The 24644-nt window shown below is 73.8% G+C and carries 19 protein-coding genes; 6 read left to right on the forward strand and 13 right to left on the reverse strand.

Annotated elements, in window-relative coordinates; genetic code table 11:
- Positions 1-86 precede the first annotated feature (86 nt).
- Together LTT61_RS10985 and ilvD are read left to right on the forward strand one after the other, a co-directional pair.
- On the forward strand, positions 87-791 hold the full coding sequence (locus LTT61_RS10985; protein ID WP_233019830.1) for a PH domain-containing protein: 705 nt from the start codon (positions 87-89) through the stop codon (positions 789-791).
- A gap of 161 nt (positions 792-952) precedes the next feature.
- Positions 953-2794: a dihydroxy-acid dehydratase gene (gene ilvD, locus LTT61_RS10990; protein ID WP_233019831.1), complete on the forward strand. Its 1842-nt coding sequence runs from the start codon at positions 953-955 to the stop codon at positions 2792-2794.
- A 197-nt stretch (positions 2795-2991) separates the two neighbouring features.
- Here the strand turns inward: ilvD and LTT61_RS10995 are convergent, their stop codons facing one another.
- The gene (locus tag LTT61_RS10995) at positions 2992-3855 is read right to left on the reverse strand and encodes a DoxX family protein (RefSeq protein ID WP_233019832.1); all 864 of its coding nucleotides are present in this window, start codon (positions 3853-3855) and stop codon (positions 2992-2994) included.
- 109 nt (positions 3856-3964) lie between these two features.
- Here LTT61_RS10995 and LTT61_RS11000 point away from each other — a divergent pair, with 109 nt between their 5' ends.
- Positions 3965-5068 (forward strand): PQQ-dependent sugar dehydrogenase, encoded by a 1104-nt coding sequence (locus LTT61_RS11000; RefSeq protein WP_233019833.1) that lies wholly within the window; start codon positions 3965-3967, stop codon positions 5066-5068.
- A gap of 143 nt (positions 5069-5211) precedes the next feature.
- Here the strand turns inward: LTT61_RS11000 and gatB are convergent, their stop codons facing one another.
- From gatB to LTT61_RS11050, 10 genes are all read right to left on the reverse strand, one after another.
- Entirely contained in the window at positions 5212-6717 is a 1506-nt protein-coding gene (gatB, locus tag LTT61_RS11005) for an Asp-tRNA(Asn)/Glu-tRNA(Gln) amidotransferase subunit GatB (RefSeq protein WP_233019834.1), read from the reverse strand.
- A 20-nt stretch (positions 6718-6737) separates the two neighbouring features.
- On the reverse strand, positions 6738-8108 hold the full coding sequence (locus LTT61_RS11010) for an alpha/beta hydrolase family protein (RefSeq protein WP_233019835.1): 1371 nt from the start codon (positions 8106-8108) through the stop codon (positions 6738-6740).
- 54 nt (positions 8109-8162) lie between these two features.
- Positions 8163-8606: a hypothetical protein gene (locus LTT61_RS11015; protein ID WP_233019836.1), complete on the reverse strand. Its 444-nt coding sequence runs from the start codon at positions 8604-8606 to the stop codon at positions 8163-8165.
- Positions 8607-8670: 64 nt separating this feature from the next.
- Entirely contained in the window at positions 8671-9705 is a 1035-nt protein-coding gene (locus LTT61_RS11020) for an ATP-dependent 6-phosphofructokinase (protein ID WP_233019837.1), read from the reverse strand.
- Positions 9706-9772: 67 nt separating this feature from the next.
- Positions 9773-10660, reverse strand: coding sequence for a class A beta-lactamase-related serine hydrolase (locus LTT61_RS11025; protein WP_233019838.1), 888 nt, complete (start codon positions 10658-10660; stop codon positions 9773-9775).
- A gap of 117 nt (positions 10661-10777) precedes the next feature.
- Positions 10778-11200, reverse strand: coding sequence for a DUF7144 family membrane protein (locus LTT61_RS11030; RefSeq protein ID WP_233019839.1), 423 nt, complete (start codon positions 11198-11200; stop codon positions 10778-10780).
- A 30-nt stretch (positions 11201-11230) separates the two neighbouring features.
- Positions 11231-12334 carry an AI-2E family transporter gene (locus LTT61_RS11035; protein ID WP_233019840.1) on the reverse strand — a complete coding sequence of 368 codons (1104 nt, stop codon included), beginning with the start codon at positions 12332-12334 and terminating at the stop codon, positions 11231-11233.
- 184 nt (positions 12335-12518) lie between these two features.
- Positions 12519-15362: a protein kinase domain-containing protein gene (locus LTT61_RS32640; protein WP_269821872.1), complete on the reverse strand. Its 2844-nt coding sequence runs from the start codon at positions 15360-15362 to the stop codon at positions 12519-12521.
- A gap of 56 nt (positions 15363-15418) precedes the next feature.
- Positions 15419-16105 carry a response regulator gene (locus LTT61_RS11045; protein ID WP_233019841.1) on the reverse strand — a complete coding sequence of 229 codons (687 nt, stop codon included), beginning with the start codon at positions 16103-16105 and terminating at the stop codon, positions 15419-15421.
- A complete protein-coding gene (locus LTT61_RS11050) occupies positions 16102-17403 on the reverse strand; it encodes a sensor histidine kinase (RefSeq protein ID WP_233019842.1) in 1302 nt (433 codons plus the stop codon). Before LTT61_RS11050 ends, LTT61_RS11045 begins: the two co-directional genes overlap by 4 nt.
- Positions 17404-17657: 254 nt before the next feature.
- Here LTT61_RS11050 and LTT61_RS11055 point away from each other — a divergent pair, with 254 nt between their 5' ends.
- Entirely contained in the window at positions 17658-18362 is a 705-nt protein-coding gene (locus LTT61_RS11055; protein ID WP_233019843.1) for an ABC transporter ATP-binding protein, read from the forward strand.
- Positions 18363-18420: 58 nt separating this feature from the next.
- Positions 18421-20913, forward strand: a complete 2493-nt coding sequence (locus tag LTT61_RS11060) for an ABC transporter permease (protein ID WP_233019844.1) — start codon at positions 18421-18423, stop codon at positions 20911-20913.
- 3 nt (positions 20914-20916) lie between these two features.
- Here the strand turns inward: LTT61_RS11060 and LTT61_RS11065 are convergent, their stop codons facing one another.
- Entirely contained in the window at positions 20917-22848 is a 1932-nt protein-coding gene (locus LTT61_RS11065; RefSeq protein ID WP_233019845.1) for a serine/threonine-protein kinase, read from the reverse strand.
- A gap of 172 nt (positions 22849-23020) precedes the next feature.
- On the opposite strand from LTT61_RS11065, the gene LTT61_RS11070 reads away from it, so the two are divergent.
- Complete coding sequence (locus LTT61_RS11070) at positions 23021-23938, forward strand: hypothetical protein (RefSeq protein WP_233019846.1); 918 nt, start codon at positions 23021-23023, stop codon at positions 23936-23938.
- 4 nt (positions 23939-23942) lie between these two features.
- Here LTT61_RS11070 and LTT61_RS11075 read toward each other — a convergent pair whose 3' ends face one another.
- Entirely contained in the window at positions 23943-24605 is a 663-nt protein-coding gene (locus tag LTT61_RS11075; protein ID WP_233019847.1) for a response regulator, read from the reverse strand.
- Between the last annotated feature and the right edge of the window lie 39 nt (positions 24606-24644).

Below are 24644 nucleotides of genomic sequence, written 5' to 3' on the forward strand. Positions count from 1 at the left end.
GAGTCAAACAGCCGACCCTCGCCGTCCCATTATGTGGGAGCACCGTGGTTGCTCGAGTCCGCTCGGCCGAATGCGAGGATGGGGGGGTGTCATCACCGCATCAGTCCGTGCCACCACCTGCATCGTCCCACATCGCCGAGGCGGGATCCGCCACGGGTGGGCGCCTGCGGCGGATCGCGGCGGTCGCGGTGCCGCTGCTCTACCTGGTATTCCTCGCCGTGGCGTTCGCACTGGAGTGGCCGCAGTGGCTGCGCTGGGGCGTGATCCCTCTGGTCGGGGTGCTGAGCTGGCTGCTCTGGCCGCGCTCGCCGCACGGCGTCGAGCCGGGCGTGCGGGTGATCCGGGTGCCGCAGCTGGCCTACATCGGTGTGCTGATCCTGACCTTCAGCGTCTTCTTCCCCTTCGTCGGCAGGCCCTCCCTGCTGTGGCCGCTGCTGCTGATCCCGGTCGTGATGCTGCTCTGGGTGGAGCGCACCCGGACCACGGTGACGCCGGAGGGGCTGGAGCTGCGTACGGTCTTCACCTCCGAGTCGGTGGAGTGGTCGCGGGTGGCCGGGGTGCGGCTGCCCAAGCGCGGGTTCGTGCGGGCGCGGCTCACCGACGAGTCCGAGGTCAAGCTGCCCGCGGTGGGGTACGACCGGCTGCGCGAGCTGATCGCGGCCTCGGACGGGCGGATTCCGGATGTCTTCGCCCAGGCCGAGGAGGCGATCCGGGAGCAGTCGGCGGCCGAGCGGGCCGCGGCGGCAGCAGCAGCGGAGGACGCGGCGGAGCCGTCCGCGAAGGGCGAGTGAACCGCCGCCGGTGACCGGCGGTGCGTCGGGGGGCGCACGACCGGTGACCGGCGGCGCGCGGGGGCGCGAGTACCGTTGAAGCGCCGCAGGTGCGGCCGTCGTGTTTCTCCCCGACCGGCCGCCCGCGGTCGCTCCAGCCCGCGACCAGACGAGGACGCCCCATGCCACCGCTTCGTTCCCGCACCACCACCATCGGCCGCAATGCCGCGGGCGCCCGCGCGCTCTGGCGGGCGACCGGGATGACCGACTCCGACTTCGGGAAGCCGATCGTCGCGATCGCGAACTCGTACACCCAGTTCGTGCCGGGCCACGTGCATCTCAAGGACGTCGGCGAGATCGTGGCCGAGGCGGTGCGGGCGGCCGGTGGCGTTCCGCGCGAGTTCCACACCATCGCCGTGGACGACGGCATCGCGATGGGCCACGGCGGGATGCTCTACTCGCTGCCGAGCCGCGAGATCATCGCGGACTCGGTGGAGTACATGGCGAACGCGCACACCGCGGACGCGCTGGTCTGCATCTCGAACTGCGACAAGATCACGCCCGGCATGCTGAACGCGGCCATGCGGCTGAACATCCCCGCGGTCTTCGTCTCCGGCGGGCCGATGGAGGCCGGGAAGGCGGTGGTGGTCGGCGGGGTCGCGCAGGCGCCGACCGACCTGATCACCGCCATCTCGGCGAGCGCCAACGCCGCCGTCTCCGACGAGGGGCTGGACGAGGTCGAGCGCAGCGCCTGCCCGACCTGCGGCTCCTGCTCCGGCATGTTCACCGCCAACTCGATGAACTGCCTCACCGAGGCGCTCGGGCTCGCGCTGCCGGGCAACGGCTCCACGCTCGCCACGCACGCCGCGCGCCGGGCGCTCTTCGAGCGGGCTGGCACGGTCGTCGTCGACATCGCGAACCGCTGGTACCGCGAGGACGACGCCTCGGTGCTGCCGCGCAACGTCGCCAACGCCGACGCCTTCCGCAACGCCATGGCGCTCGACGTCGCCATGGGCGGCTCCACCAACACCGTGCTGCACACCCTCGCCGCCGCGCAGGAGGGCGAGATCGACTTCGACCTCGGCACCATCGACGAGATCAGCCGCCGGGTGCCGTGCCTCGCCAAGGTCTCGCCGAACTCCGATTACCACATGGAGGACGTGCATCGGGCCGGTGGCATCCCGGCCATCCTGGGCGAGCTGCGCCGGGCCGGGCTGCTGGCGGAGAACGTCTCCACCGTGCACACCGCGAGCTTCGACGAGTGGCTCGACACCTGGGACATCCGCTCCGGGAAGACCTCGGCGGAGGCGGTGGAGCTCTTCCACGCGGCGCCGGGCGGGGTGCGCACCGTCGAGCCCTTCTCCACCGAGAACCGCTGGTCGTCGCTGGATACCGACGCCGCGGGCGGCTGCATCCGCGATCTGGAGCACGCCTACACCGTCGAGGGCGGGCTGGTGGTGCTGCGCGGCAACATCGCGCCGGACGGGGCGATCCTGAAGACCGCCGGAATCGACGAGGAGCTGTTCTCCTTCCAGGGACCGGCCGTCGTGGTCGAGTCGCAGGAGGAGGCGGTGTCGCTGATCCTCGGCAAGAAGATCCAGGCGGGGGATGTGCTCGTTGTCCGCTACGAGGGGCCGTCCGGCGGGCCGGGCATGCAGGAGATGCTGCACCCCACCGCGTTCCTCAAGGGCGCCGGGCTCGGCAAGAAGTGCGCGCTGATCACCGACGGGCGGTTCTCCGGTGGCACCTCCGGGCTCTCCATCGGGCACATCTCGCCGGAGGCGGCCAGCGGGGGCGCAGTCGGGCTGATCCAGAACGGGGATCAGATCCGGATCGACGTCGCCACCCGGGCGCTGGAGGTGCTGGTCGACGACGCGGTGCTGGCCGAGCGGCGGGCCAAGATGGAGGCGGCGGAGCGGCCGTGGCAGCCTGTGGACCGGGTGCGTCCGGTGACCACGGCGTTGCGCGCCTACGCGGCGCTGGCGACGTCGGCGGACAAGGGTGCTGTGCGGCGCGTGCCGTGAAACGGGAGTCGGCACCCCTCGGGTGAGGGGTGCCGATCCGGCGCGAGATGCCGATCCGGCGCGAGGTGCGCGCGTGCACGGGGTGCGCGGACGCGCGTGGTGACGTGGGGCGGCGGGTCGCCCCGGAAGTCGCGGAGCCCGCCGAACCGCCGGGGCTGCTCCGCGCGGAGCGGCCCGTCCGTACCGGCGGGCTGCGGTCAGCCGGCGAGCGGGTTGCCGCCGTGCAGGTACCACCAGGTCAGCGCCGCCGCGGCGACGGCGAGTACCAGGATCAGGAGCGAGCCCCAGCTGGGGCGGGTAGCCCAGCCGCGGCCGCGGTCGAGGGACCAGCGGCCGGGGCCGGTGAGCAGCACCGCGACGGCGGTGCCCGCGAGCACGCTCTCCAGCTCGACCGCGCCGGGCCCGGCCTTGTACTGGAAGCCGGGGTACATGCCCTGCTTGAAGGCCCACGCGTCGAGGATCACCGCGAGTACCGCGCCCGCGGCGAGCGGCGTCGCGAGGCCGAGCACGAGCAGGATTCCGCCGCCGATCTCCCCGGCGATGAGCAGCGGGGCCGCCAGCGAGGCGTGATCCCAGCCGCCCTGGGCCAAGAAGTCCCGGGTGCCGTCGAAGCCGGGCCCGTGGAACCAGCCGAACAACTTCTGCACACCGTGGTAGACGAAGGTCGCGCCGACCACGAGGCGCAGCACGAACAGCCCGAAGTCCAGGGTGCCGCGCCGGTCGTCGCGGTTGCGGCGCAGGCGGTCCGGGTCGGCCGGGGCATTGGCGGCGGGCGGGATGCTGGCATAGGAGTAGGTCGCGTCGTCGGCGGGCGGCTGCGGCGCGGTGGTGGGCAGCACCTCGGTGCGTGCCTCGGCATTGGGTAGATCGTCCGGGTCGAGCCCGAGCTCGTCGTCGGTCCGCGGGACCTCCTTGCCCAGGTTCGGGCGGGCGAATTCCTGGGTCACGTGCTGGTCCATGGGGCTGCCGACATTGCCGACGGCGCCGGTCTGCGGGATGGGACCTGCGGGCGACCGGCCGGCGTCACCGGAATCCGGTGCGCCCTTCGACTTCTCCGTCACAACCGTCCACCCTAGGCCGAATCGGGCGACGCGCGGAATGGTTCCCCGCGGTGTGTCCGGTTCGGGGGTGGAGCGGCGTGCCGCGAAGTTCTTCCGTAACGTCTGAACCATGAATGTGGTTGCCGTCGGCCGGGTGGCGCTCGGCCTGGTGCTCGCCTCGACCGTGCTCGCCGGCTGCGCCCGCTTCGACGACTCCGCGTCGAGCCCGTTCACCCCGGAGCCGACCTTCGGCGGCGCCGAGATCGGGCCGAGCGAGAAGCAGCCGCCGTCCTCGACGCCGCGGCCGACCGGGCCGTGCATCGACCCGGATCCGGCGGTCGTCGCGACCTGCCTGGACCCCACCGCGGGGCTGGTCGCCGTCGGCGACGGCGCGCTGGTGGCGGAGCGGCGCACCGGGCGCATCCTCAAGGTGGTTCCGGAGCAGCCCCCGGTCGAGATCGCCAGGATCGACGTGGACGGCTCCGGCGACGGCGGGCTCAACGACCTCGCGCTCTCGCCCACCTACCGGGAGGACGGGCTGATCTACGCCTACGTCACCACCGGGTCGGACAACCGGGTGGTGCGGATCGCGGCGGGCGGACCGCCCAAGGAGATCCTCACCGGGATCCCGAAGGGGGCCACCGGCAACCACGGCGCGCTGGAGTTCGTGACGCCGGAGAAGTTGCTCGTGCTCACCGGCGACGCCGGGAATCCCGGCGCCGCGCAGGCGCCCGGCACGCTGGCGGGCAAGCTGCTGAGCATCACGAACCCGCGCTCCGGTGGCGGGGTGCGGCCCGAGACGCTGCTCTCCGGGATCGGCACCGCGGGCGACGTGTGCCGGGACGCGGTGGACGGGGTGTGGATCACCGACCGCACCGCCACCGAGGACCGGTTGCAGCGGCTCGGGCCGGACAACACCGCGATCACCGCCTGGACCTGGCCGGATCGCCCCGGCGTCGCCGGCTGCGCGACCACCGCCGACGGGGTGGCGGTCGCGCTCGGCAATGCCAGGGCGCTGGCGCTGGTGACGGCGGATCCGGCGACGCGGGCGGTGACGACGGCGCCGACGCTCTTCGCGCAGGACAAGTACGGGCGGCTCAACGGGGCGACGCCGGGGCCGGACGGTGCCGTGTGGGTCGGGACCATCAACAAGGACGGTGGGCAGCCGGGGCCCAATGACGACCGGGTCGTGCGGATTCCGCCGCCCGCCGGTGGTGGAGGTGGTCCGGACTAGCGTCCGGAAAGGGGGGTTTTCCCGGGGGCAAGCCCCCGGACCCCCGGTTCCGCCTGTCGGCGGGGACGCCGGGCCGGGCGGCCCGACCCGCCGGTGCCCACCCGGGCGGCCCGACCCGCGGGTGCCCGCCTGGGCCACCCGGTTCAGGCGCAGGCGGCGAGGACGAGTTCGCGGACTCGGGCGGCGTCGGCCTGGCCGCGCGTCGCCTTCATGACGTCGCCGACGATCTTGCCCGCCGCCTGCACCTTGCCGGAGCGGATCTTGTCGGCGATGTCGGGGTTGGCGGCGAGCGCCTTCGCCACCTCGGCCTGCAGCGCGCTCTCGTCGCTGACCATGCCGAGCCCCTTCGCCTCGACGATGGCGGCGGGCTCGCCCTCGCCGTCGAGGACCAGGTCGACGACCTGCTTGGCGACCTTGTTGTTCACCGTCTTGGCCTCGACCAGCCCGATCACGGCGGCGACCTGGGCCGGGGTGATGGGCAGCTCGTCGAGCGCGACCCCGCGCTCCTTGGCCTTCTCGGTGAGGTAGGCGACCCACCAGGAGCGCGCCTCGTTGGCCGAGGCACCCGCGTCGACGGTGGCGATGATGAGGTCGAGCGCGCCCGCGTTCACCAGGTCGCGCATGACCTCGTCGGAGAGCCCCCAGTCGGACTGGATGCGGGCCCGGCGCAGCCACGGGTACTCCGGGATGGTGCCGCGCAGCCGCTCGACCCACGCGGGGTCCGGCGCGATCGGCTCCAGGTCCGGCTCCGGGAAGTAGCGGTAGTCCTCGGCGGTCTCCTTGCGGCGGCCGGGCGAGGTGGAGCCATCGGCCTCGAGGAAGTGCCTGGTCTCCTGCACGATCTCGCCGCCGCCGGTGAGCACGGCGGCCTGCCTGCGCATCTCGTAGCGGACGGCGACCTCGACGCTGCGCAGCGAGTTCACGTTCTTGGTCTCGGTGCGGGTGCCGAAGACGTCGGCGCCGATCGGCATGAGCGAGACGTTGGCGTCGCAGCGCAGCGAGCCCTGGTCCATCCGGACATCGGAGACGTCCAGCGACTTCAGCAGGGTACGCAGCGCGGTGACGTAGGCGCGGGCCACCTCGGGGGCGCGCTCCCCCGCCCCGGTGATCGGCTTGGTGACGATCTCGATGAGCGGCACCCCGGCCCGGTTGTAGTCGAGCAGCGAGTGGCTGGCGCCGTGGATGCGCCCGGTCGCGCCGCCGACGTGCAGCGACTTGCCGGTGTCCTCCTCCATGTGCGCGCGCTCGATGTCGACCCGGAAGGTGCTGCCGTCGTCGAGCACCACGTCCAGGTAGCCGTTCTGCGCGATCGGCTCGTCGTACTGGCTGATCTGGTAGTTCTTCGGCTGGTCCGGGTAGAAGTAGTTCTTCCTGGCGAACCGGCCCCACGGCGTGATCGTGCAGTTCAGCGCGAGCCCGATCCGGATGGCGGACTCGACCGCCTGCTGGTTCACCACCGGAAGCGCGCCGGGCAGCCCGAGGCACACCGGGCACACCTGGGTATTCGGCTCGGCGCCGAATTCGGTGGGGCAGCCGCAGAACATCTTGGTCGCGGTGGACAACTCGACGTGGACCTCCATGCCGAGCACCGGCTCGAACCGGGAGAGGACGTCGGCGTAGTCCAGCAGATCGACCGTGGGTGCGCTCATGCGCCCAGTCTAAATAAGGCTCAGCGCGGCGGAATCCGGGTGGTCAGCCAGTCGGTCATATACGCGAGCGCGGCCGGGTCGATCGTGGTCTCGATGGCCGCGTACTCCGAGGGCGAGCCGGTGCCCGCCGGCTGCAGCAGGTGGTTCAGCCCGGGGAAGGTGTGCACGGTCGGGTCGGGGGCACCGGCCAGCAGGTCGCGCATGGGCTGCTCGCTCTGCGCGGGCGGCACCTGCAGGTCCTTGCCGCCGAAGACGGCGAGCGTCGGCACCCGGACGGCGCGCAGCGCGGGCGCCGGGTCGTAGGCGAGGAAGGAGCGCATGACCGGCGCCTCCTGGGCGTCCAGCGCGGCCGGGGTGCTGCGCTGCTCCGGCGGCAGCCCCGCCTCCTGCCGCTCGGTGGCGGCCCGCGCCGCCGCGGTGTCACCGGCGACGAGCAGCGCCGACCACTCGGCGACGTACTCCTGCTGCGCCCGCGCCTCCTCGGGGGTGGCGCCCGCCGCGGTGAGCAGCAGCCCGTTCTGCTCGATCAGCACGTCCCGGCCCGGCACCGAGGGCCCGGCCATGAGGACGAGGAAGTCGATCTGCTCGCCCTGCTTCGCGGCGGCCAGCGGCGCGAGGTAGCCGCCCTCGCTGTGCCCGAAGAGCCCGATCCGGCCCTGATCGATCTCGGAGCGGCCGCGCAGGAAGGTGGTGCCCGCGGCGATGTCGCCGGCGAGCACGTCGTAGGTGGCCGTGTTCAGGTCGCCGCCGGTGCCGCCGACGCCGCGGTCGTCGGTGCGCAGCACGGCGTACCCGGCGCGGGTCAGGGTGTCGGCGACGAGCAGGAAGACCTTGTGGCCCATCAGCTCTTCGTCGCGGTTCTGCGGGCCGCTGCCGGTGACGAGCTGCACGGCGGGGAACGGGCCGGTGCCATCGGGCAGCGTGAGGGTGCCCGCGACGGTGATGTCGCCGCTGGTGTAGCTGACGTCCTCGGAGCGGTACGGGAAGGGCGGCTTCGGCTCCTGCGGCCGGGCGGGCGGCGGCAGCGCGCCGCGCTCCAGGCTCAGCGGGAAGCTCTGCCCGGCCTGGGTGAAGTCACCGGTGATCCGGTCGTCGGCATAGCGGCCCTGGAAGACCGGGTCGCCCGGGATGTCCTGAAGCGCGAACCGGACCTTCTCGGGATCGGTGGTGACCTCGGTGAGCGGCCCGTCCTGGACGCCCTGCGCCGGGATGTCGATGGTGGCTCCGCCGTCGGCGAAGGTGACCCCGATGGGCAGCGGCTGCCCCGGCACCTCGATCGAGCCGTGCCACTCCCCCGCGACAGGGTCCGCGGGCGCGCTGTCGCCGGAGCACCCGGCGACGAGGGCGAGGATCGCGAGCAGGACTATCGGGAGCAGCCGTCGATCGCGCATGGTTCCAGTCATACCCGTTCCGGGGCGGCGCGGAACTCGAGTCCGAGCCCGGCTCTACATTCCGCGCACGTACGCGATGGACCCGGCGATGGCGTCCATGTCCATCCGCAGCGACGGATCCCGCTCCTGCACCTCGGCGAACTCGAGCAGCGCGTCGGCGACGGTGCTGCGCCTGGCCACGCCGATCAACTCCTGCCGGACGTACTCGCCGAGCGGGAGCCCGGCGGCATCGGCCCTGCGGGCGAAGACCGCGACCGCCTCGGTGGGCAGGTCGTAGTGGCTCCACAGCGCGACGGCGTCCGGCTCGGCGAGGCTCGGCTCCGGAACGCCGCGCTCGGCGCGGAACTCGACCACGCCGTCGATCGGCACCCGGCGGCGCGCCAGCGTCAGCAGTTCCTGGCGGACGTGCTGCTCCGGCGAGCGGCCGTCGGCCCTGGCCCGGCGGCGCAGCACCGCCGCGGCCGCCTCCGGTAGTTCGTCCACACGCAGATCGACCATGGCGGACAGGCTAATGGTCCCCGCCGCGGCGCGCAGCCCCCGGTCCGCCAAGCCCCCTGCGCGCTCAGCCGAAGAAGGCCTCGGCCTCGCGGTAGCGATCGGCCGGAACCCGCTTGAGCTGCTTGGTCGCCTCGGCCAGCGGCACCAGGTCGATGGCGGTGCCGCGCAGCGCCACCATCTGGCCGAAACGGCCCGCGTGCACCGCCTCGGCGGCATGCAGGCCGAACCGGGTGGCGAGCACCCGGTCGTACGGGGTCGGGCTGCCGCCGCGCTGCACGTGGCCGAGCACGGTGGTGCGCACCTCCTTGCCGATGCGCCGCTCGATCTCGACGCCGAGCTGCTGCGCGACGCCGGTGAAGCGCTCGTGCCCGAACTCGTCGATGCCGCCCTCGCGCAGCGCGAAGCCGGAGTCCTCGGCCGGGTGCGAGCCCTCGGCGACCACGCAGATGAAGTGCTTGTCGCCGCGCTGGAAGCGGCGCTTGATCATGGCGCAGACCTCGGCCACGTCGAACGGCTCCTCCGGGACGAGGGTGAGGTGCGCGCCCGCCGCCATGCCCGCGTTGATCGCGATCCAGCCCGCGTGCCTGCCCATGACCTCGACCAGCATGACGCGCTGGTGCGATTCCGCGGTGGTGTGCAGCCGGTCGATGGCCTCGGTGGCGATGGAGAGCGCGGTGTCGTGGCCGAAGGTGACGTCGGTGCAGTCGATGTCGTTGTCGATGGTCTTGGGCACGCCGACCACGGGGACGCCCTCGTCGGCGAGCCAGCTGGCGGCGGTCAGGGTGCCCTCGCCGCCGATCGGGATGAGGGCCTCGATGCCGTTGTCGTCCAGCGTCCGCTTGATCTGGCCGAGCCCGGCGAGCAGCACGTCCGGGTTGGTGCGGGCGGTGCCGAGGATGGTGCCGCCCTTGGTGAGCAGCCGATCGGTGCGGTCGTCGTTCTGGATGACGATCTTGCGGTCCTCCAATAGCCCGCGCCAGCCGTCCTGGAAGCCGACCACCGCGTCCCCGTAGCGGCCGTTCGCGGTGCGAACGACGGCTCGGATCACGGCATTCAGTCCCGGACAGTCCCCGCCTCCGGTCAAGACTCCGATGCGCATGGCGTTCATCTTGCCCCGCAGCGCCATCCGGTGCCGCTCCGCCCCCGTGAACCCTGGGTAACGGGAATCAGCGCCCGCACTTGCCGCTCGGCAGCTCCCTCAGGTGCGCCGCGAGCACCGTCGCCATCCGGTTCAGCGTTTGCATGCCGTCGCTGAAGGCGCCGGAGTCCGGCTTGGCGGCGACGGCCACCGCGACCTGCCCGGACGGCCCGTCGAGCAGGCCGAACTGCCGCACCAGGTAGTCGCCGGACGGGTCGGGGCCCCAGCCGCCCTTGAAGTCGGCGCCTGCGATGCTGCCCATCCCCCACCGGTGCGCGGGCACGATCTCGGCCATCAGCGAGGTGACGCCGGCGGAGCCGCTCAGACAGGGCAGCTTCGCGGCGAACCTCACCTGGTCGGCCAGGCTCCACTCGGCCTGGCCGAAGGCCGAGTGCTCGGCGCGGGGGCGGGTGGCGGGCACCGTCGTGGTGGTGTCGCCGCCCTCGCGCAGCACCGCCTCGACGGCGGTGGCCGCCTCCTGCCCCGATCCGAGCGACTGCCAGAGCGCGTCGGCCGCGGTGTTGTCCGATTCGGTGATCGCGGCGGTGGCGGCGTAGGTGTTGGTGCCCGGCACCTTGCGCTGCGCGGCCAGCACCAGCGGGACCTTGATGGTCGACCAGGCCGGGCCGGTACTCCAGGTGCCGAAGCTCAGCGCCGAGGTGCCGCCGACCGGCATCGCCGCGAGCCCGATCGTGCCGCGGGTGCTCGCCTGGAGCTCGGCGAAGTCGGCGGCGAGGGTGCCGGGCAGCGCGTACGACAGGTCGTGCTGCTCGGTGCGGGCCGCGGCCTCGGTGATGGTGGTCTCGTCGGTCCCGGAGACGTTCGTACCGGTCGCACACGAGGTGAGCAGGGTGGCCGCCGCGAGCACGGCGCAGCCGATGACCGCGCGGACACGGCCGGATCGATCAGCAGACATTCCTCGACACATTCTCGTTGCGAAACTTCCGCACAACGTACTGTGTCCGCGCCCGGCGCGCCGCATCGATCGGCGGCCGGGCCTACCTTCCGGGGTGTGCTCGCGGATCGCCCGACGTCAATCGCGCAGCGGCCGCCAGGTGGCCACGCCCCAGATCACCACCGCGTTCAGCGCGATGATCAGGATCGACCACCACGGGTAGTAGGGCAGCCAGAGGAAGTTGCCGACGATGGAGACCGCCGCGATCATGATCGCCGTCACCCGCGCCCAGCCCGCCCCGGTGACCAGCCCGAGTCCGGCGAGCACGAGCAGCACGCCGAGCACGATGTGGATCCAGCCCCAGGTCGTCAGGTCGAAGGCGTAGACGTACTCCGGGCCCGCGACGAACAGCTCGTCGTCGAGCACCGCCGAGATGCCCTCCAGCAGCGAGAGCGCGCCGACGGTGAGCAGCAGGATCGAGGCGCCGATGGAGGTGCCCGCCGCCAGGCCCTGCCGGAGTGTGTGGTCCTGCTCGATGTGCGTTTCGGTCGTGTGCGTCATCCTCGACCCCTTCCGTTGGTGGACGCGCCCTCACCCTCCCGCCGCGGCCGGGCCGGGCGCCTCATCCGTTTCGGGTGAATCCGCCGCGCGGCCGCTGCTGCCGATGAGCACGTCCACCCAGCGGGTGGAGGGATCGATGTCGAGCAGCAGCGCCTTGGCGAGCAGGGTGAGCGGCACCGCGAGCAGCGCGCCGAGCGCGCCGAGCACCCACCCCCAGAACACCAGCGAGAGGAAGGTGACGGTGACGCTCAGCCCCACCGCGTCGCCGACGAACTTGGGCTGGATGATCGACTGGATCACGAAGTTGATCACCGAGTAGACGACGAGCACCCAGAGCATGAGGGAGGGGCCGCCCTCCAGCAGCGCCAGCGCGGCGGGCGGGATCACGCCGATGACGAAGCCGATGTTCGGGATGTAGTTGGTGACGAAGGAGACCAGCGCCCAGAGCACCGGAAGCGGCACCCCGAGCAGCCACAGCGCCGTGCCGTCGAAGACCGCGACCACGAAGCCGAAGACGGTCGAGACCACCAGGTAGGAGCGGGTGCCGTGCACGAAGGTGGCGAAGGCGGCGGCGATGTCGGGGCGCATCCGGGTGACCACCGCCATGCGCGAGCCGATGCTCATGCCGTCGAAGGCCATGAACATCAGCAGCGCGAGCACGAACACCAGGTTCGTGAGCACGCCGAGCAGCCCGCCGAGCACGCCGTCCAGCGTGGCGACGACGGTGCCGACATCGATCTCGCTGAGCGCGGCGTGGATCCGGTCCTGCGAGATGCCCGCGTTCGCCAGCTGCTCGCGCGCGGTGTCGAGCAGGGCGGTCAGCTCGTCGGCGTAGCGCGGCAGCTCGGAGGCGAGCTGCGCCGCCGAGAAGAGCAGCGCGGCGACCAGCGCGACCAGCACGACGACGACGGCGCCGAGCGCGGCGAGCAGCCCGAGCCAGCCGGGGCCGCCGCGGCTGCGCACCCAGCCCTGCACCGGCTGCACCGCGACGGTGAGCATGAGCGCGAGGAAGACCGGGCCGAGCACGCCGGCGAAGGCCCGCATGCCGACCACGACGACGACGGCGCCCGCGCCGGCGAGCAGGACGATCAGCCCGCGCGGGATCGACCACCCCGCCGCCCCGTCCGGGGACACGGCGGCGCCCCTACCCCGCGGCGATCGGGCCGGGCCGACTTCGTGCGGCGCGGGAGCTGTCCACCCGGTTTCCGGCCACGGGAGCGTCCTTTCGTCCGCGGACGCGCTCCGGTGGCGCGCCCGCGCACGAGGCTAAGCGCGGCGCCGGTGCCGCCGCCTCGCCCGAATCGGGTGAAATCCCCGGTCAGTACACGTAGACCACGGCGTTGTCGCCGCCGGTGCAGGTGACCACCTTGCCATCCGGGGTGCAGGTCATCGTGTAGCGGCGGCCGGTGACCGGGCTGATCGCCTCCACCGACTGCGGGGTGCCGCCCGCCGCGCTGTACGCCTCCTGCACCGCCTCGGCGAAGCCGCAGCTGGTGGCGCCGCTCCCGGTCGCGGTCCGGGAGTACGGCGTGCTCGCCGAGCCCTGCTCGCACGGCGAGGCGCCCGCGGGCAGGCTGACCGCGCCCGCGCTGGTGGTCGCGGAGGTGGTCGAGGTGCGCGAGGCCGAGGTGGTGCTGCTCCCGGTCGTCGTGCTGCTCGTCGGTGCGGTGGTGGTGGTCGGGTCCGGCCTGGTGGTGGTGGCCGGGCCGGTGGGGGCGGCGGCGCCGGTGAGCCCGGCGGTCGGGGCGACGGCGGTGGCGTTCGGGCCCGCCGCCGACGGAACCGCGCTGTCGCCGCCGGCGAAGCGCTGCCAGCCGATGGTGCCGACGACCGCGATCGCGAGCAGCACGACGACGGTGGCGAGCACCGGCCCGAGCGCCGCGCGGGCGCGCGACCTCGGCTTCGGCTCCTCCTCGTAGTACCCGTCGTCGGCGTAGCCGTCGGGGTCCTGCGGGCCGTACGGGTCGTAGGAGCCGTAGCGGTCGTCGTCGTAGTTCGGGTCGCCGTAGTTCGGGTCGCCGTACCCCTGCTCGGGGTAGCCCTGCTCGCCGTAGCCCTGCTCGGGGTAGCCGTCGCGGTCGGCGTAGCCGTCGTCGTAGCCGGGCTCGGGGTACCCGGCGGGGCCGAGGTACTCGGTCCGCGGGTTGTCGCGGTCGTAGCCGGCCGGGTCGACGGCCGGCTCCACCGCGGAGTACGCCTGCTCCGGGATGTAGCGGGTGGTCTCGGCCGCCGGTTGGGGCGGCTCAGCGGCGTAGCGCGTCGTCTCTGCGGCCAGCGGTCCGGGCTGCCCGAGCGGCGGCTCAGCGGCGTAGCGGCTCGTCTCTGCGGCCTGCCGTGGCGACTCGGCGGCGTAGCGGCTCGTCTCGGCGGCCTGCCGTGGCGGCTCGGCGGGGTAGCGGCGGGTCTCCGGGGCGGCGCCGGTGACCGGCGGGATGTACTGGGTGGTCTCGTTCGCCGTCGCGTCCGGGGGCTGGTAGCTCTCCGGCGGCAGGTACTGCTGGCCGCCCGCGTACAGGTGCGCGTCCGGGAAGGCGCGCATCTGGCCGCTGCCCGGCGGGGGCTCCGGCGCGGGCTCCGGCTCCGGCGGGAGCGAGAACTGCACCTCGCCGAGGCGCACCTCGGTGGCGCCGCTCGGCCGCACCACCTTGTGCTCGCCGGTGGCGTCGGCCTTGCGCTCGGATTCCGGGAGCAGGTGGTCGGGCACCCGGACCACGAGCGTGGCGCCGGTGGCCGGGTTCGGCACGGGGGTGCCCGCCGGAACGGGCCTGGGCGCGGCCGGGTCCGCGGCGGCGTCCGGTGGGGTCGGCTGCGGCTGGATGGGGTGGCCGCCGGTCGGCGGGCGGCCGGGGCCACCGGGGTAGGGGCGTGGGCCGGGCGGGGTGATCGGATGTCCTCCGGTACTCGAAAGGTGCGGCTGAGCCGGCGCGGGGCCGGTGCCGGGGCCGCGGAGCGCGGCGGGGGTCGGTGCGGCGTCGTCCGGGGCGCCGGCGCCGCCGAAGGGGGTGCCGGGAGACTGCGCGGAGACCGCGGCGGAGCCGAAGCCGGGTGCTCCGGCAGCGGCGGGCCCGCCGGCGCCGAGGCCGGCGGCGGGCGTGGCGAACGGGTTCACGGTGCCGTTGCCACGGAGCGCGGTTGGCTCGGGCTCCGGCTCGCCGAAGGCGGCGAACTCCGGTGCGGCGGCGTGCTGCGGTGCAGCGGCGGGCTGCGGTGCGGCGGAGAACTCCGGTGCGGCGGCGAACCCCGGTGCGGCGGCGGGCTCGGGCGGCGCTTCGGCGGCGCCGGTCTCGAACCAGGACTGCGGGGCCGCGGCGGCCGGGCGCACCGATCCGGCGGCGCCGCCGACGGCGGCGCGTGCGGCGCGGGCCAGGTCGAGCGCGCCCGCGTACCGCTCCCCCGGCCGCTTGGCCAGCCCGCGCGCGATGACCTCGTCCAGCCCGGCGGGCACACCGGCGCGCCGCAGGCTCGGCCGCGGCGGGGGCTCGGTGAGGTGCGCGCGGATGAGCACGTTCAGTGAGCTCGCCGGGTACGGCGGCACCCCGGTCAGGCACTCGTACAGCACGCAGGTCAGCGCGTAGGTGTCGACGGCGGCGGTGACCGGCCCGGAGTCGAAGCGCTCCGGCGCGGTGTAGGCGTAGGAATCCAGCCCGACCCCGACCATGGTGACGGCGGCGTCGCCCTCGGTGTCGGCGATGCCGAAGTCGGTGAGGTAGGCGAAGTCGGTGGCGGTGAGCAGGATGTCGGAGGGCTTGACGTCCCGGTGCACCAGCCCCGCGGTGTGCGCGGCGTCCAGCGCGGCGGCGATCTGCTCGACGACGCCGACCGCGCGCTCCGGCGCCAGCACGCCGTCGCGGGCCAGCACGGCGCGCAGGTCGACCCCGGCGATCAGCCGCATGTCGAGGAAGAGCGTCCCGTCGATGACGCCCCAGTCGTGGATCGGGACGACGTGCGGGTCGGCGAGCCGCGCCGCCGCCTGCGACTCCCGGCGGAAGCGGACCTGGTAGACCGGGTCGCGCGCGAGCTCCTCGGTGAGCAGCTTGACCGCGACCGTGCGGTTCTTGACGGTGTCGAAGGCCTCGTACACCTCGCCCATACCGCCGCGGCCGAGCACCGACCGCAGTTCGTACGGCCCGAAGCGGGTGCCCGTCCGTGTTCCGTGTGCCACGCCGTCGGTCTCCACCCCGTCCTTCCCTCACCGTCCGGTTCCAGACGCGCCGCGCGTCAACCTGTGGATTCTCCTGGGGAAACCACCCCGTGGTCAAACGCGAAGACGATAGCGGCCGCGCGGTCGCGCAGGGCGAGCTTGCCGAAGATGTGTCCCACATGACTTTTCACCGTGACCTGGCCGATCCCGAGCGCCCGCGCGATCTCGCCGTTGGCCAGGCCGCGGCCGATCAGCTGGAGCACCTCGTACTCGCGGGCGGTGAGCTCGGCCAGCCGCCCGGCGTCGCGGTCCACCGCGGGCCGGACCCGCCGGTACCCGGCGAGCACCCGGTCGGTGACCGACGGATCCAGCCAGGAGCCGCCGGCGGCGACCGTGCGCACCGCCCGGATCAGGTCCTCGGCGGGCGAGTCCTTGAGCAGGAACCCGGCCGCGCCCGCGCGCAGCGCGCCGGAGAGCAGCTCGTCGTCATCGAAGGTGGTGAGCACGAGCACCGGCGGCGCGGCGGGGTCGTGCCGCAGCGCGCGGGTGGCGTCGATGCCGCCGACCCGCTTCATCCGCAGGTCCATGAGCACCACGTCCGGGCGGGCGGCGGCGATCGCGGCGGGCACCTCGTCGCCGTCGGCGCACTCGGCGATCGCGAAGCCGTCCCTGCGGCGCAGGATGCGGCGCAGCCCGCCGCGGACCAGCTCCTGGTCGTCGACGACGAGCACGGTGACCGGATCGTCCGGCCCGGCCGCCGTCATCGCCGCTCCCGGTCGGCGATACCGCTGTCCAGGGCGCCGCGCACCGGGCAGCAGCCGCCGGAGCGCGCCTCGGCCAGCGGCACCCTGGCCCTGACCGTCCAGTACCCGTCCCGCGCGCCCGCGCTGAGCTCGCCGCCGAGCAGCTCCGCGCGCCTGCGCATGCCGGTGACGCCCATGCCCGCGGGGTCGCCCGCCCGGCCGGACGGCAGCGAGTTGCGCACGGTGAGCGTGACGTGCCCGGCGCCGACCGCGAGCCGCACCGCGCCGCTGGCGCCGGGCGCGTGCTTGGCGACGTTGGCGAGCGATTCCTGCCCGATCCGGTAGAGCCCGAGCCCGGCCGCCGCGGAGACGGCGTCCGGGTCGCCCTCGGTGCGGAAGCTCAGGTCGAGCCCGGCCCGGACGAAATCGCCGACCAGGTCCGCGATCTCCCCGACGCCGGGCTCCGGCGCCGGGGAGGCGGGGCGGGTGTCGAGCAGCCCGACGGTGCGCCGGATGTCGGCCATCGCCTGTCTGCCGAGGCGCTCGGCGTCGACCAGCGCCTCGGTCGCCTCGGTGACGTCCTCGTCGGTCTGCAGCGCGCGGCGGGCGGCGGTCAGATGCAGCAGGGTGATGCTCAGCGAGTGCGCGATCACGTCGTGCACCTCGCGGGCGATCCGGCGGCGCTCCTCATCCGCCGCCTGCGCACTGCGAATGGCCTGGTAGGCCCGCTCCTGGTAGAGGAAGCGGCGCTGGTTGCGCAGCATCTCGCCGCACATCCAGCCGAGCAGGACGCCGACGCAGTACATCGGCAGCCCGGCCAGCCCGGTGCCGATCCCGGCCCAGCCCAGGTGCCCGGCCAGGTCGAAGCCGATCAGCAGCGCCAGCGCCACCAGCGCGCTCGGCACGCTCACCCGCTTCGGGGTGACGGCGGCGATCTCGCCCACCGCGACCACCAGGATGAACGGCGCGAAATCGCCGTCGACCGGCTGCACGAGCAGCGCCGCGGTGGCGGCCAGCGCGGGCAGCCCGAGCGTGGCCGGGTTCGGCTCGACGGCGGTGAAGGTGAACAGCGCGAGCGCGCCGAGCAGCAACCCGACGGCGATCACCGGGAGCATCGTCGGCAGGTAGGCGTGCCGCTGGAATCCGGCGGCGATCGCGATGGAGAGCATGGCCGCGTCGGCGAGCAGGATCACCGAGGGCGGGTAGTCGACCGGCGGGTTGTCCAGCCTGGCCCGGATCGCGGCGACCGTGCGGTCGCGCAGCGCGGGCAGCCGGTCGCGCACCGCGGCACTCCGCCGCACCGGCTCGGGCACTCCCATCCGCCCAGGTTACCGCCGGGGTGACGGCGCGCACATCGTGCCGGGGCCGGAGCCGCCTCCACCCGTGGGCGGAGCGGTGAAAACGTCCCTTGGCACGAGGACGGGCGGGCGCCGCGCGCCGTACCGTGGGAACGGCACCGCACCGATCAGGGGGACTCATCCGACCGATCCGCCGCCCGCCCGGCGCCGGTGATGCTTCGATCGGAGGGGAGCGGGCAACACGCGGGGAATCGCCCCGAGCGAGGGAGTACGCGATGACGCAACCGGCCATGCTGGAGTTGAGCGGAGTCGGCAGGCACTACCGGGTCGGTGATCAGGTGGTGCGTGCCCTGGACGGTATCGACCTACAGCTGCGGAGCGGTGAATTCACCGCGATCGTCGGGCCGTCGGGTTCCGGCAAGAGCACGCTGCTGCACCTGCTCGGCGCGCTGGACCGCCCCGATACCGGATCGATCAGGTTCCGGGGCACCGAGATCGGCGCGCTGGACGAGGAGAAACAGGCCGAGTTCCGGCGCAGCCAGGTGGGTTTCGTCTTCCAGTTCTTCAACCTGCTGCCCACGCTGACCGCCTGGGAGAACGTCGCCATCCCGAAGCTGCTGGACGGCACCGGGTTACGCCGGGCCAAGCCCCGCGCGCTGGAGCTGCTGGACCGGGTCGGGCTGGCGGACCGCGCCGAGCACCGGCCCGCCGAGCTCTCCGGCGGGCAGATGCAGCGGGTCGCGGTGGCGCGGGCGCTGGTCATGGAGCCGCCGCTGATCCTCGCCGACGAGCCGACCGGCAACCTCGACTCCCGCACCGGTGCCGCCATCCTGGAGCTGCTCGGCGAGATCGCCGGGAACGGGAACGCCGTCGTCATGGTGACCCACGACCGGAGCGCGGTGGCCGCGTGTGACCGCGCGATCACGTTGCGCGACGGGCGGATCGGGTCCGACGAGCGAGCCGGGGCGATCACGGCATGAGCGCGTCAAGCTCTGAGCGTAGCCACGGAGGGCCGCGCGCATGCCGGGACGGCGCAGCATGAGCGCCGGGTGGGATCGGCTGCGGTTGTTCAATCTGGGGGAGCTGCTCGCGCATCGCGGGCGGACCGCGCTCTCCCTGATCGTCATGGCGGTGTCGGCGGCGCTGCTGGTAGCGGTGCTGAGCATCTCCGGCTCGGTCACCGGATCGGTCGACGCGCTCACCAGGAGCCTGGCCGGCGCCGCCGAACTGGAGGTCACCGGCGTGACCGACGCCGGTTTCGAGCAGTCGCTGCTGCCCGCCATCGCCGCGACGCCCGGGGTGGCGCACGCCGTCCCGATGCTGCGCACCCAGGTCGGCACCGGCGCGAACCGGCAGCTGCTGATCGGCGCGGACGCGAGCATCGGCGCGCTGGACAGCGCGCTCACCGCGCCGATGGCGGGCCAGGCGGGCAAACTGCTCACGGTGCCGCGCGGCGTCCTGGTCGGCGCCGCCACCGGGCACGCCGAGGGCGACACCTTCCCGCTCGGCCTCGGCGAGGTCACCGTCGCGGGCGTCCTCGACGACGACACCTCCGCCAAGCTCAACGGCGGCCACCTGGTCGTCGCCCCGCTCCCGCTGGCACAGCTGGTCACCGACCGGCCGGGCAGGCTCGACTCGATCCAGGTGGTGCTCGCCCCCGGCGCCGACCCGGCAGCGGTGCGCACGGCGCTCACCGCCGCGGTCGGCGGCCGCGCGGTGGTCGCCGATCCGGGGCTGCGCACCGTGCAGGCCAGCGGCGCCATCCAGATCGTGCGCTACTCCACGCTCATGTCATCGGCGGCGGCGCTCATCGTCTCCGCCTTCCTCATCTACAACGCCATGAGCATGGCGGTGGCGCAGCGCAGGCCCACGCTCTCGCTGCTGCGCGCCATGGGCGCGGCGCGCGGCCCGATGGTCCGCGACCTGCTCGCCGAGGCGGCGGTGATCGGCCTGATCGGCGGCGCGCTCGGTGCCGTGCTCGGAACCCTGATCGGGCGCGGCGCGATCGACGCGCTGCCCGCCGCCATCCTGGAGTCGGTCGAGGCGCGCACCGAGTACCTGGTGCCCTGGTACGCGATACCGCTCGCCGTCGCGGCCTGCGTCATCGCCGCGGTGGTCGCGGCGGCGGTGGCGGCGCGGCAGGTCTACCGGGTGGCCCCGGTGGAGGCGCTGGTGCCGCTCGACGCCGGGACCACCGAGGCGGATTCGCGGGGGCTGCGGATCGCGGCGGGGGCGCTCGGCGCCGCGCTGGTCGCGGTCGCGATCGTGGTCGCCACCACCGACCTCGGGCGGTACTCGCTGGCGGCGGTCTCGCTCTCGTTCACCGCCTCGGTGCTGCTCGCCTTCGCCGCGACCCGGCCGATCGTCCGGGCCACCGCGGCGGTCGCCGGGCTCTTCGGCGCGCCGGGCACGCTCGGCGCGACCACGCTGGAGCGGGCGCCGCGCCGGGTCTGGGCCACCGCCATGACGGTGCTGATCGGCGTCGCGGCCACGGTCGCGGTCGGCGGCGCGGGCACCAATATGGTCGACTCCGCGACGACGACCTTCGACCAGCTCGCGGAGAACGACTTCTACGTCAGTCCGGCCTCACTGGAGCAGTTCCCCACCGGCCCGCTGCTGCCGCCAACGGTGCGCGACGAGGTGGCACGGCTGCCCGGCGTGGCGGGCGTGCGCCCGGCGCAGATGGCCTTCGCCACGCTCGGCACCGGCCGGATCATGCTGCAGGGGTACGCGGCCACCGACCCCGGCTCGCCGAACTGGCGCGCGGTGCGCCCCGACGTGCTGCCCGGGCTCGCCACCGGCGACGGCGTGGTGATCTCGCGCGACATCGCCCGCACGCTCGGCGTCGGCGAGGGCGACCGGATCAGCCTGCCGACGCCGAGCGGCACCCGCACCGTGACGGTGCTCGAGGTGATCCCGTACTTCTCCGCCATCTCCGGCGTGGTCATGCTCGACCTCGACCACATGCGCGACTGGTACCAGCGCCCCGGCGAGACCATCCTCGCCGTCGACCTCGCGCCCGGCGCCGACCCCGCCGCGGTGCGCGCCGAACTCCAACGCGCGATCCCGCCCGAGCTGTACGTGACCTCGGGGGACGACTCGGTGGAGGCGATCTCGTCGAGCATGCGCCAGGGATCGGCGCTGAGCACCATGATCCTGTGGATCGTCGTGCTGGTCTCGACGGTGGCGCTGCTCAACACGCTCATGCTCTCGGTGCTGGAGCGGCGCAGGGAGCTGGGGGTGCTGCGGGCCATCGGCACCGGGCGCCGCTTCCTGCTGCGCTCGGTGCTGGCCGAGGCGGCCGGGATCGGGCTGGTCGGGGCCGTGCTCGGGCTCGCGGTCGGGGCGGCGGTGCAGTATCTGGCCACGCTGGCCATGGGGCACGCCATGACCATCGACATCGTCTACCGGCCCGGCGCGATCACGGTGCTGTACGGGGCCATCGCGCTCGGGCTGGCCATGCTCGGGGCGATTCCGCCCGCGCTGCGCGCGGCCCGGATGCCGGTGGTGGAGGCGCTGGCGGTCGACTGACCGCTACAGCGGTGCCTCCTCCCACCAGTCGTCGACGACGGCCTGCGCGGAGGGATCCGGGCCGGTGCCGCTCGCCTCGCCGTGGTTGGCGACGGAGATCAGGAAGGCCGCGCGCTGCGGATCGTCGCCGAAGCTCACGATCAGCCGCGCGGTGCTCTTCGGCTGGGTGAAGGGGCCGGCCGGGTCGGGGCGGAGCCAGCGGTGCAGCGTCACCGGGGCGCCCTCCTTGCGCTCGACGGACCTGGTGTGCGCGGGCAGCGAGTCGATCACGGCGCGGGCCGCGGCCGGGGCGGGGAACTGCAGCACCACGTAGCTCAGCGAGCCGGGGTCGGTGCCGTCGCGGTCGCAGCGCCAGGCGCGGGTCCAGGTGCCGACGCTCAGCGCGAGCTCCTCGAAGCGGATCCGGTCCTCGTCCGGGGTGACCAGGACACAGCGGGCGCCGAGGTACCCGGTGCCGTCCGCGTCCCTGCCCGCCGGGACCAGCCGCGGGAAGGCGCGGCGGCTCACCGCGAGCGGGTCGGCCTCCGCCGTCGCCGTCTGCGTCGTCTGCGTCGTCTGTGCCGGGGTCGGGGCGATCGCGCGGCCCTGCGTGGTCGACGAGCCCTCGTCGCCGTCGGTGCGCAGGACCACGAACAGGATGCCGACCAGCACCAGCAGTGCCACGACGACGACCACCAGCCAGCCGAGGAGCAGGGTGCCGATGATCCGGCGGCCCCCGCCCCGCCGCCGCGGTGGGCGCGGGCCGGGCGTCATCCCGTGGCCGGGTCCGGGCGGCAGTGCGCCGCCGTTCCCGTTCCGCGGAGGTCCGGCCTGCGGAGGTCCGGCCTGCGGACCGCCTTGCGGAGGTCCGGCCGGCGGAGGTCCGCATTGCGGGGAAGCACCTTGCGGCACGCCGGGCGGGTTCGGCGGAGGTTGTCCGGGCGGCACCGCTCCCACACCGGGGGCGTTGGGTGGATGGACCGCGGGTACCGGCCCGGGGGCGTTGGGCGGTATCGGAGCGCCCGGAGCCGCGCTCGGTGCGCCCGGCGGAACCGATCCCGGCGCGCCGACGGGCGCGACCGCGGCGAGACCACCGCTCGCGGGCGCGTTCAACGCCGCCCGCGCCGCGGCGGCGAACTCCCCGCAACTCCCGTACCGGTGCGCCGGATGCTTCGCCATCGCCTTGGCGATCACCAGGTCCATGGCGGGCGCGATCCCGGGCCGCCGCGGCGCGATCGGCGCGGGAACCAGGTTGAGGTGCCCGTGGATGATGTCCGCCGGGTTCGGCGAGTCGAACGGCCCGATCCCGAGCAGCAGCCAGTACAGCGCGCAGGCGAGGGAGTACTGGTCGGTGCGGTGGTCGAGCGGATTGCCGGTCATCTGCTCCGGCGAGGCGTAGGCGAGGGTGGCGGTGAACATCCCGTCCTGGGTGAGGTGCGTGGAGTCCTCGCGCAGCCGGGCGATCCCGAAGTCGGTGAGGAAGACCCGCTCGCCCTGCCCGCCCTGCGAGCGGGCCAGCATGATGTTCCCCGGCTTCACGTCCCGGTGCAGGATGCCCATGCTGTGCGCGTAGTCGAGCGCCGCAGCGACGCCCTCGATGATCTGCACCGCGCGCTCCGGCGGCAGCTCGGTGACGTCGACGGCGCCCGCGTCGATCCCGTCCACATACTGCATGGAGATCCAGAGCTGCCCGTCCTCGGTGCCGCGGTCGTACACCGCGACGATCGAGGGGTGGTCCAGCTGCGCCACCAGGTCGGCCTCGCGCTCGAAACGCGCCCTGACCTCGGTGTGCGTGAACAGCTCGCGATTCAGCAGCTTGAGCGCGATCAGCCGGTCCATCCTCGGCTGCCGGGCCAGGTACACCGAGCCCATGCCGCCCGCGCCGAGCAGCCGCTCCACGCTGAATCCCGCGAACACCTCACCGCGCTCCAGCAACACGCCCCCTTCCGGTGACACCCAGGCTGAGAGCCTACCCGCAGCCCTCACCACCACGGAGTTTCGGTTTCGAGGGAAAATCGGTGAAACTGATTCCGCGGGGCGTGCCCCGCGAGTTGTCGAATGGCTTGTCGTGCACCGCCGGAGATCGAACGCACTACGCGGGTGGCAGTTGGTGGTGGGGAGGACGCGCGTGGTGAGGTCGAAGTGGCGGGCCGGTGGCCCCGGACGGCTACGGCGCGGGGCCGGGTGGTCGATCCGGACCCTGATGGTGACCGTCGTCCTGGTGAGCTCCTCGTGCGCGCTGCTCTCCGGCAGAACCGATTCCTCGCCCGTCACCGTGGCCACCCAGACCGGCGCCGCGGACTGGCGGGCCAGAGTCACCTATCGCCCGAACGCGCTGGTGGCGGACTTCAACCGGCTGGACGAGGAGCTCCCCGGCCAGGTCGGGCTCGCGGTGCTCCCGGTCGGCGGCGGCCGGATGACGGTGCTCGGCGACTGGACCTCGGGTGTCGCCTGGTCCACCATCAAGGTCCCGCTGGCGCTGGCCGCGCTGCGCCGGGACTCGGAGGCCGCCTACGAGGCGGCCGAGGCCGCGATTACGGTCTCCGACAACGACGCCGCGTGGGAGCTGTGGCAGCAGCTCGGCGACGACGCCGAGGCGGGCGCCGCGGTGCAGGAGGTGCTCGACGAGGCCGGGCACTCCGGCACCGGCAACGCCGTCACGCACCCCGAACTGGACGGCTCCTCCTACGGCAGCACCGAGTGGAGCCTGACCGATCAGGCCACATTCGCCGCCGAGCTGCCCTGCCTCTCCGGCAGCGAGATGGTGACGGCGCTGATGGGGTCGGTCACCCCCGACCAGTCCTGGGGGCTCGGCCGCTTCTCGACCGCCCAGTTCAAGGGCGGCTGGGGTCCGGACGACGACACCGGCGAGTACACCGTGCGCCAGTTCGGCACGGTCGGCACCGTCACCGGCCGGGTCGCGGTCGCGATGGCGGCGCGCGCCGACTCCGGCAGCTACGAGGACGGCACCGCGCTGCTCGACACCCTGGCCCAGCTACTGGCCAGGCACATCGGGACGCTGCCGAGCGGCGGCTGCCCGCACTGAGCGCTCACCCCGGGGTGACCAGCCCCGATTCGTAGGCGAGCACGACGGCCTGCGCCCGGTCGCGCAGGTTCAGTTTCGAGAAGATCTTCGAGACATGGGTTTTCACCGTCTGCTCGGCCACGAAGAGCGTCTCCGCGATCTCGGTGTTCGACATGCCGCGGGCGACCAGTTCCAGCACCTCGCGCTCGCGCGGGGTGAGCTGCTTCAGGTGCGGCGCGGGCTTGACCCGGCCGGCCCGGCGGCGGGTGACGTCGGCGATCAGCCTGCGGGTGACGGTCGGGGCGAGCAGCGCCTGCCCCTCGGCGACCACCCGGACCGCACGCACCAGCTCCTCGGCGGGCGCGTCCTTGAGCAGGAAGCCGCTGGCGCCGATGCCGAGCGCCTCGTAGACGTAGTCGTCGATGTCGAAGGTGGTCAGCATCAGCACCCGGACCGGCGGGTCGAACCCGGCGGCCAGGATCGCGCGGGCGGCGTCGAGGCCGTTCATCTCCGGCATGCGGACATCCATCAGGACCACGTCCGGGCGCAGCCGGGCGGCCTCGGCCACCGCGGCCCTCCCGTCCGCCGCGTCGCCGACCACGCTGATGTCCGGCTGGGCCGCGAGCAGGGCGCCGAACCCCTGCCGCACCATCGCTTGGTCGTCGGCGATCAGCACCGTTATTGCCACCCGCCCACCCTAATTGCCCCGGGGTGCCCGCCCCCGTTT

It is taken from the genome of Nocardia asteroides (genome assembly GCF_021183625.1).
GTDB classification, from domain to species: Bacteria; Actinomycetota; Actinomycetes; order Mycobacteriales; family Mycobacteriaceae; genus Nocardia; species Nocardia asteroides_A.

What these genes read in the sequence shown, in the direction of transcription:
- LTT61_RS11000 (WP_233019833.1), top strand. Translation starts at nt 3,965, where the DNA reads ATGAATGTGGTTGCCGTCGGCCGGGTGGCGCTCGGCCTGGTGCTCGCC.
- LTT61_RS11015 (WP_233019836.1), bottom strand. Translation starts at nt 8,606, where the DNA reads ATGGTCGATCTGCGTGTGGACGAACTACCGGAGGCGGCCGCGGCGGTG.
- LTT61_RS11050 (WP_233019842.1), bottom strand. Translation starts at nt 17,403, where the DNA reads ATGGGAGTGCCCGAGCCGGTGCGGCGGAGTGCCGCGGTGCGCGACCGG.
- ilvD (WP_233019831.1), top strand. Translation starts at nt 953, where the DNA reads ATGCCACCGCTTCGTTCCCGCACCACCACCATCGGCCGCAATGCCGCG.
- LTT61_RS11045 (WP_233019841.1), bottom strand. Translation starts at nt 16,105, where the DNA reads ATGACGGCGGCCGGGCCGGACGATCCGGTCACCGTGCTCGTCGTCGAC.
- LTT61_RS11030 (WP_233019839.1), bottom strand. Translation starts at nt 11,200, where the DNA reads ATGACGCACACGACCGAAACGCACATCGAGCAGGACCACACACTCCGG.
- LTT61_RS11010 (WP_233019835.1), bottom strand. Translation starts at nt 8,108, where the DNA reads ATGCGCGATCGACGGCTGCTCCCGATAGTCCTGCTCGCGATCCTCGCC.
- LTT61_RS11055 (WP_233019843.1), top strand. Translation starts at nt 17,658, where the DNA reads ATGACGCAACCGGCCATGCTGGAGTTGAGCGGAGTCGGCAGGCACTAC.
- LTT61_RS11025 (WP_233019838.1), bottom strand. Translation starts at nt 10,660, where the DNA reads ATGTCTGCTGATCGATCCGGCCGTGTCCGCGCGGTCATCGGCTGCGCC.
- LTT61_RS11060 (WP_233019844.1), top strand. Translation starts at nt 18,421, where the DNA reads ATGAGCGCCGGGTGGGATCGGCTGCGGTTGTTCAATCTGGGGGAGCTG.
- LTT61_RS11020 (WP_233019837.1), bottom strand. Translation starts at nt 9,705, where the DNA reads ATGCGCATCGGAGTCTTGACCGGAGGCGGGGACTGTCCGGGACTGAAT.
- gatB (WP_233019834.1), bottom strand. Translation starts at nt 6,717, where the DNA reads ATGAGCGCACCCACGGTCGATCTGCTGGACTACGCCGACGTCCTCTCC.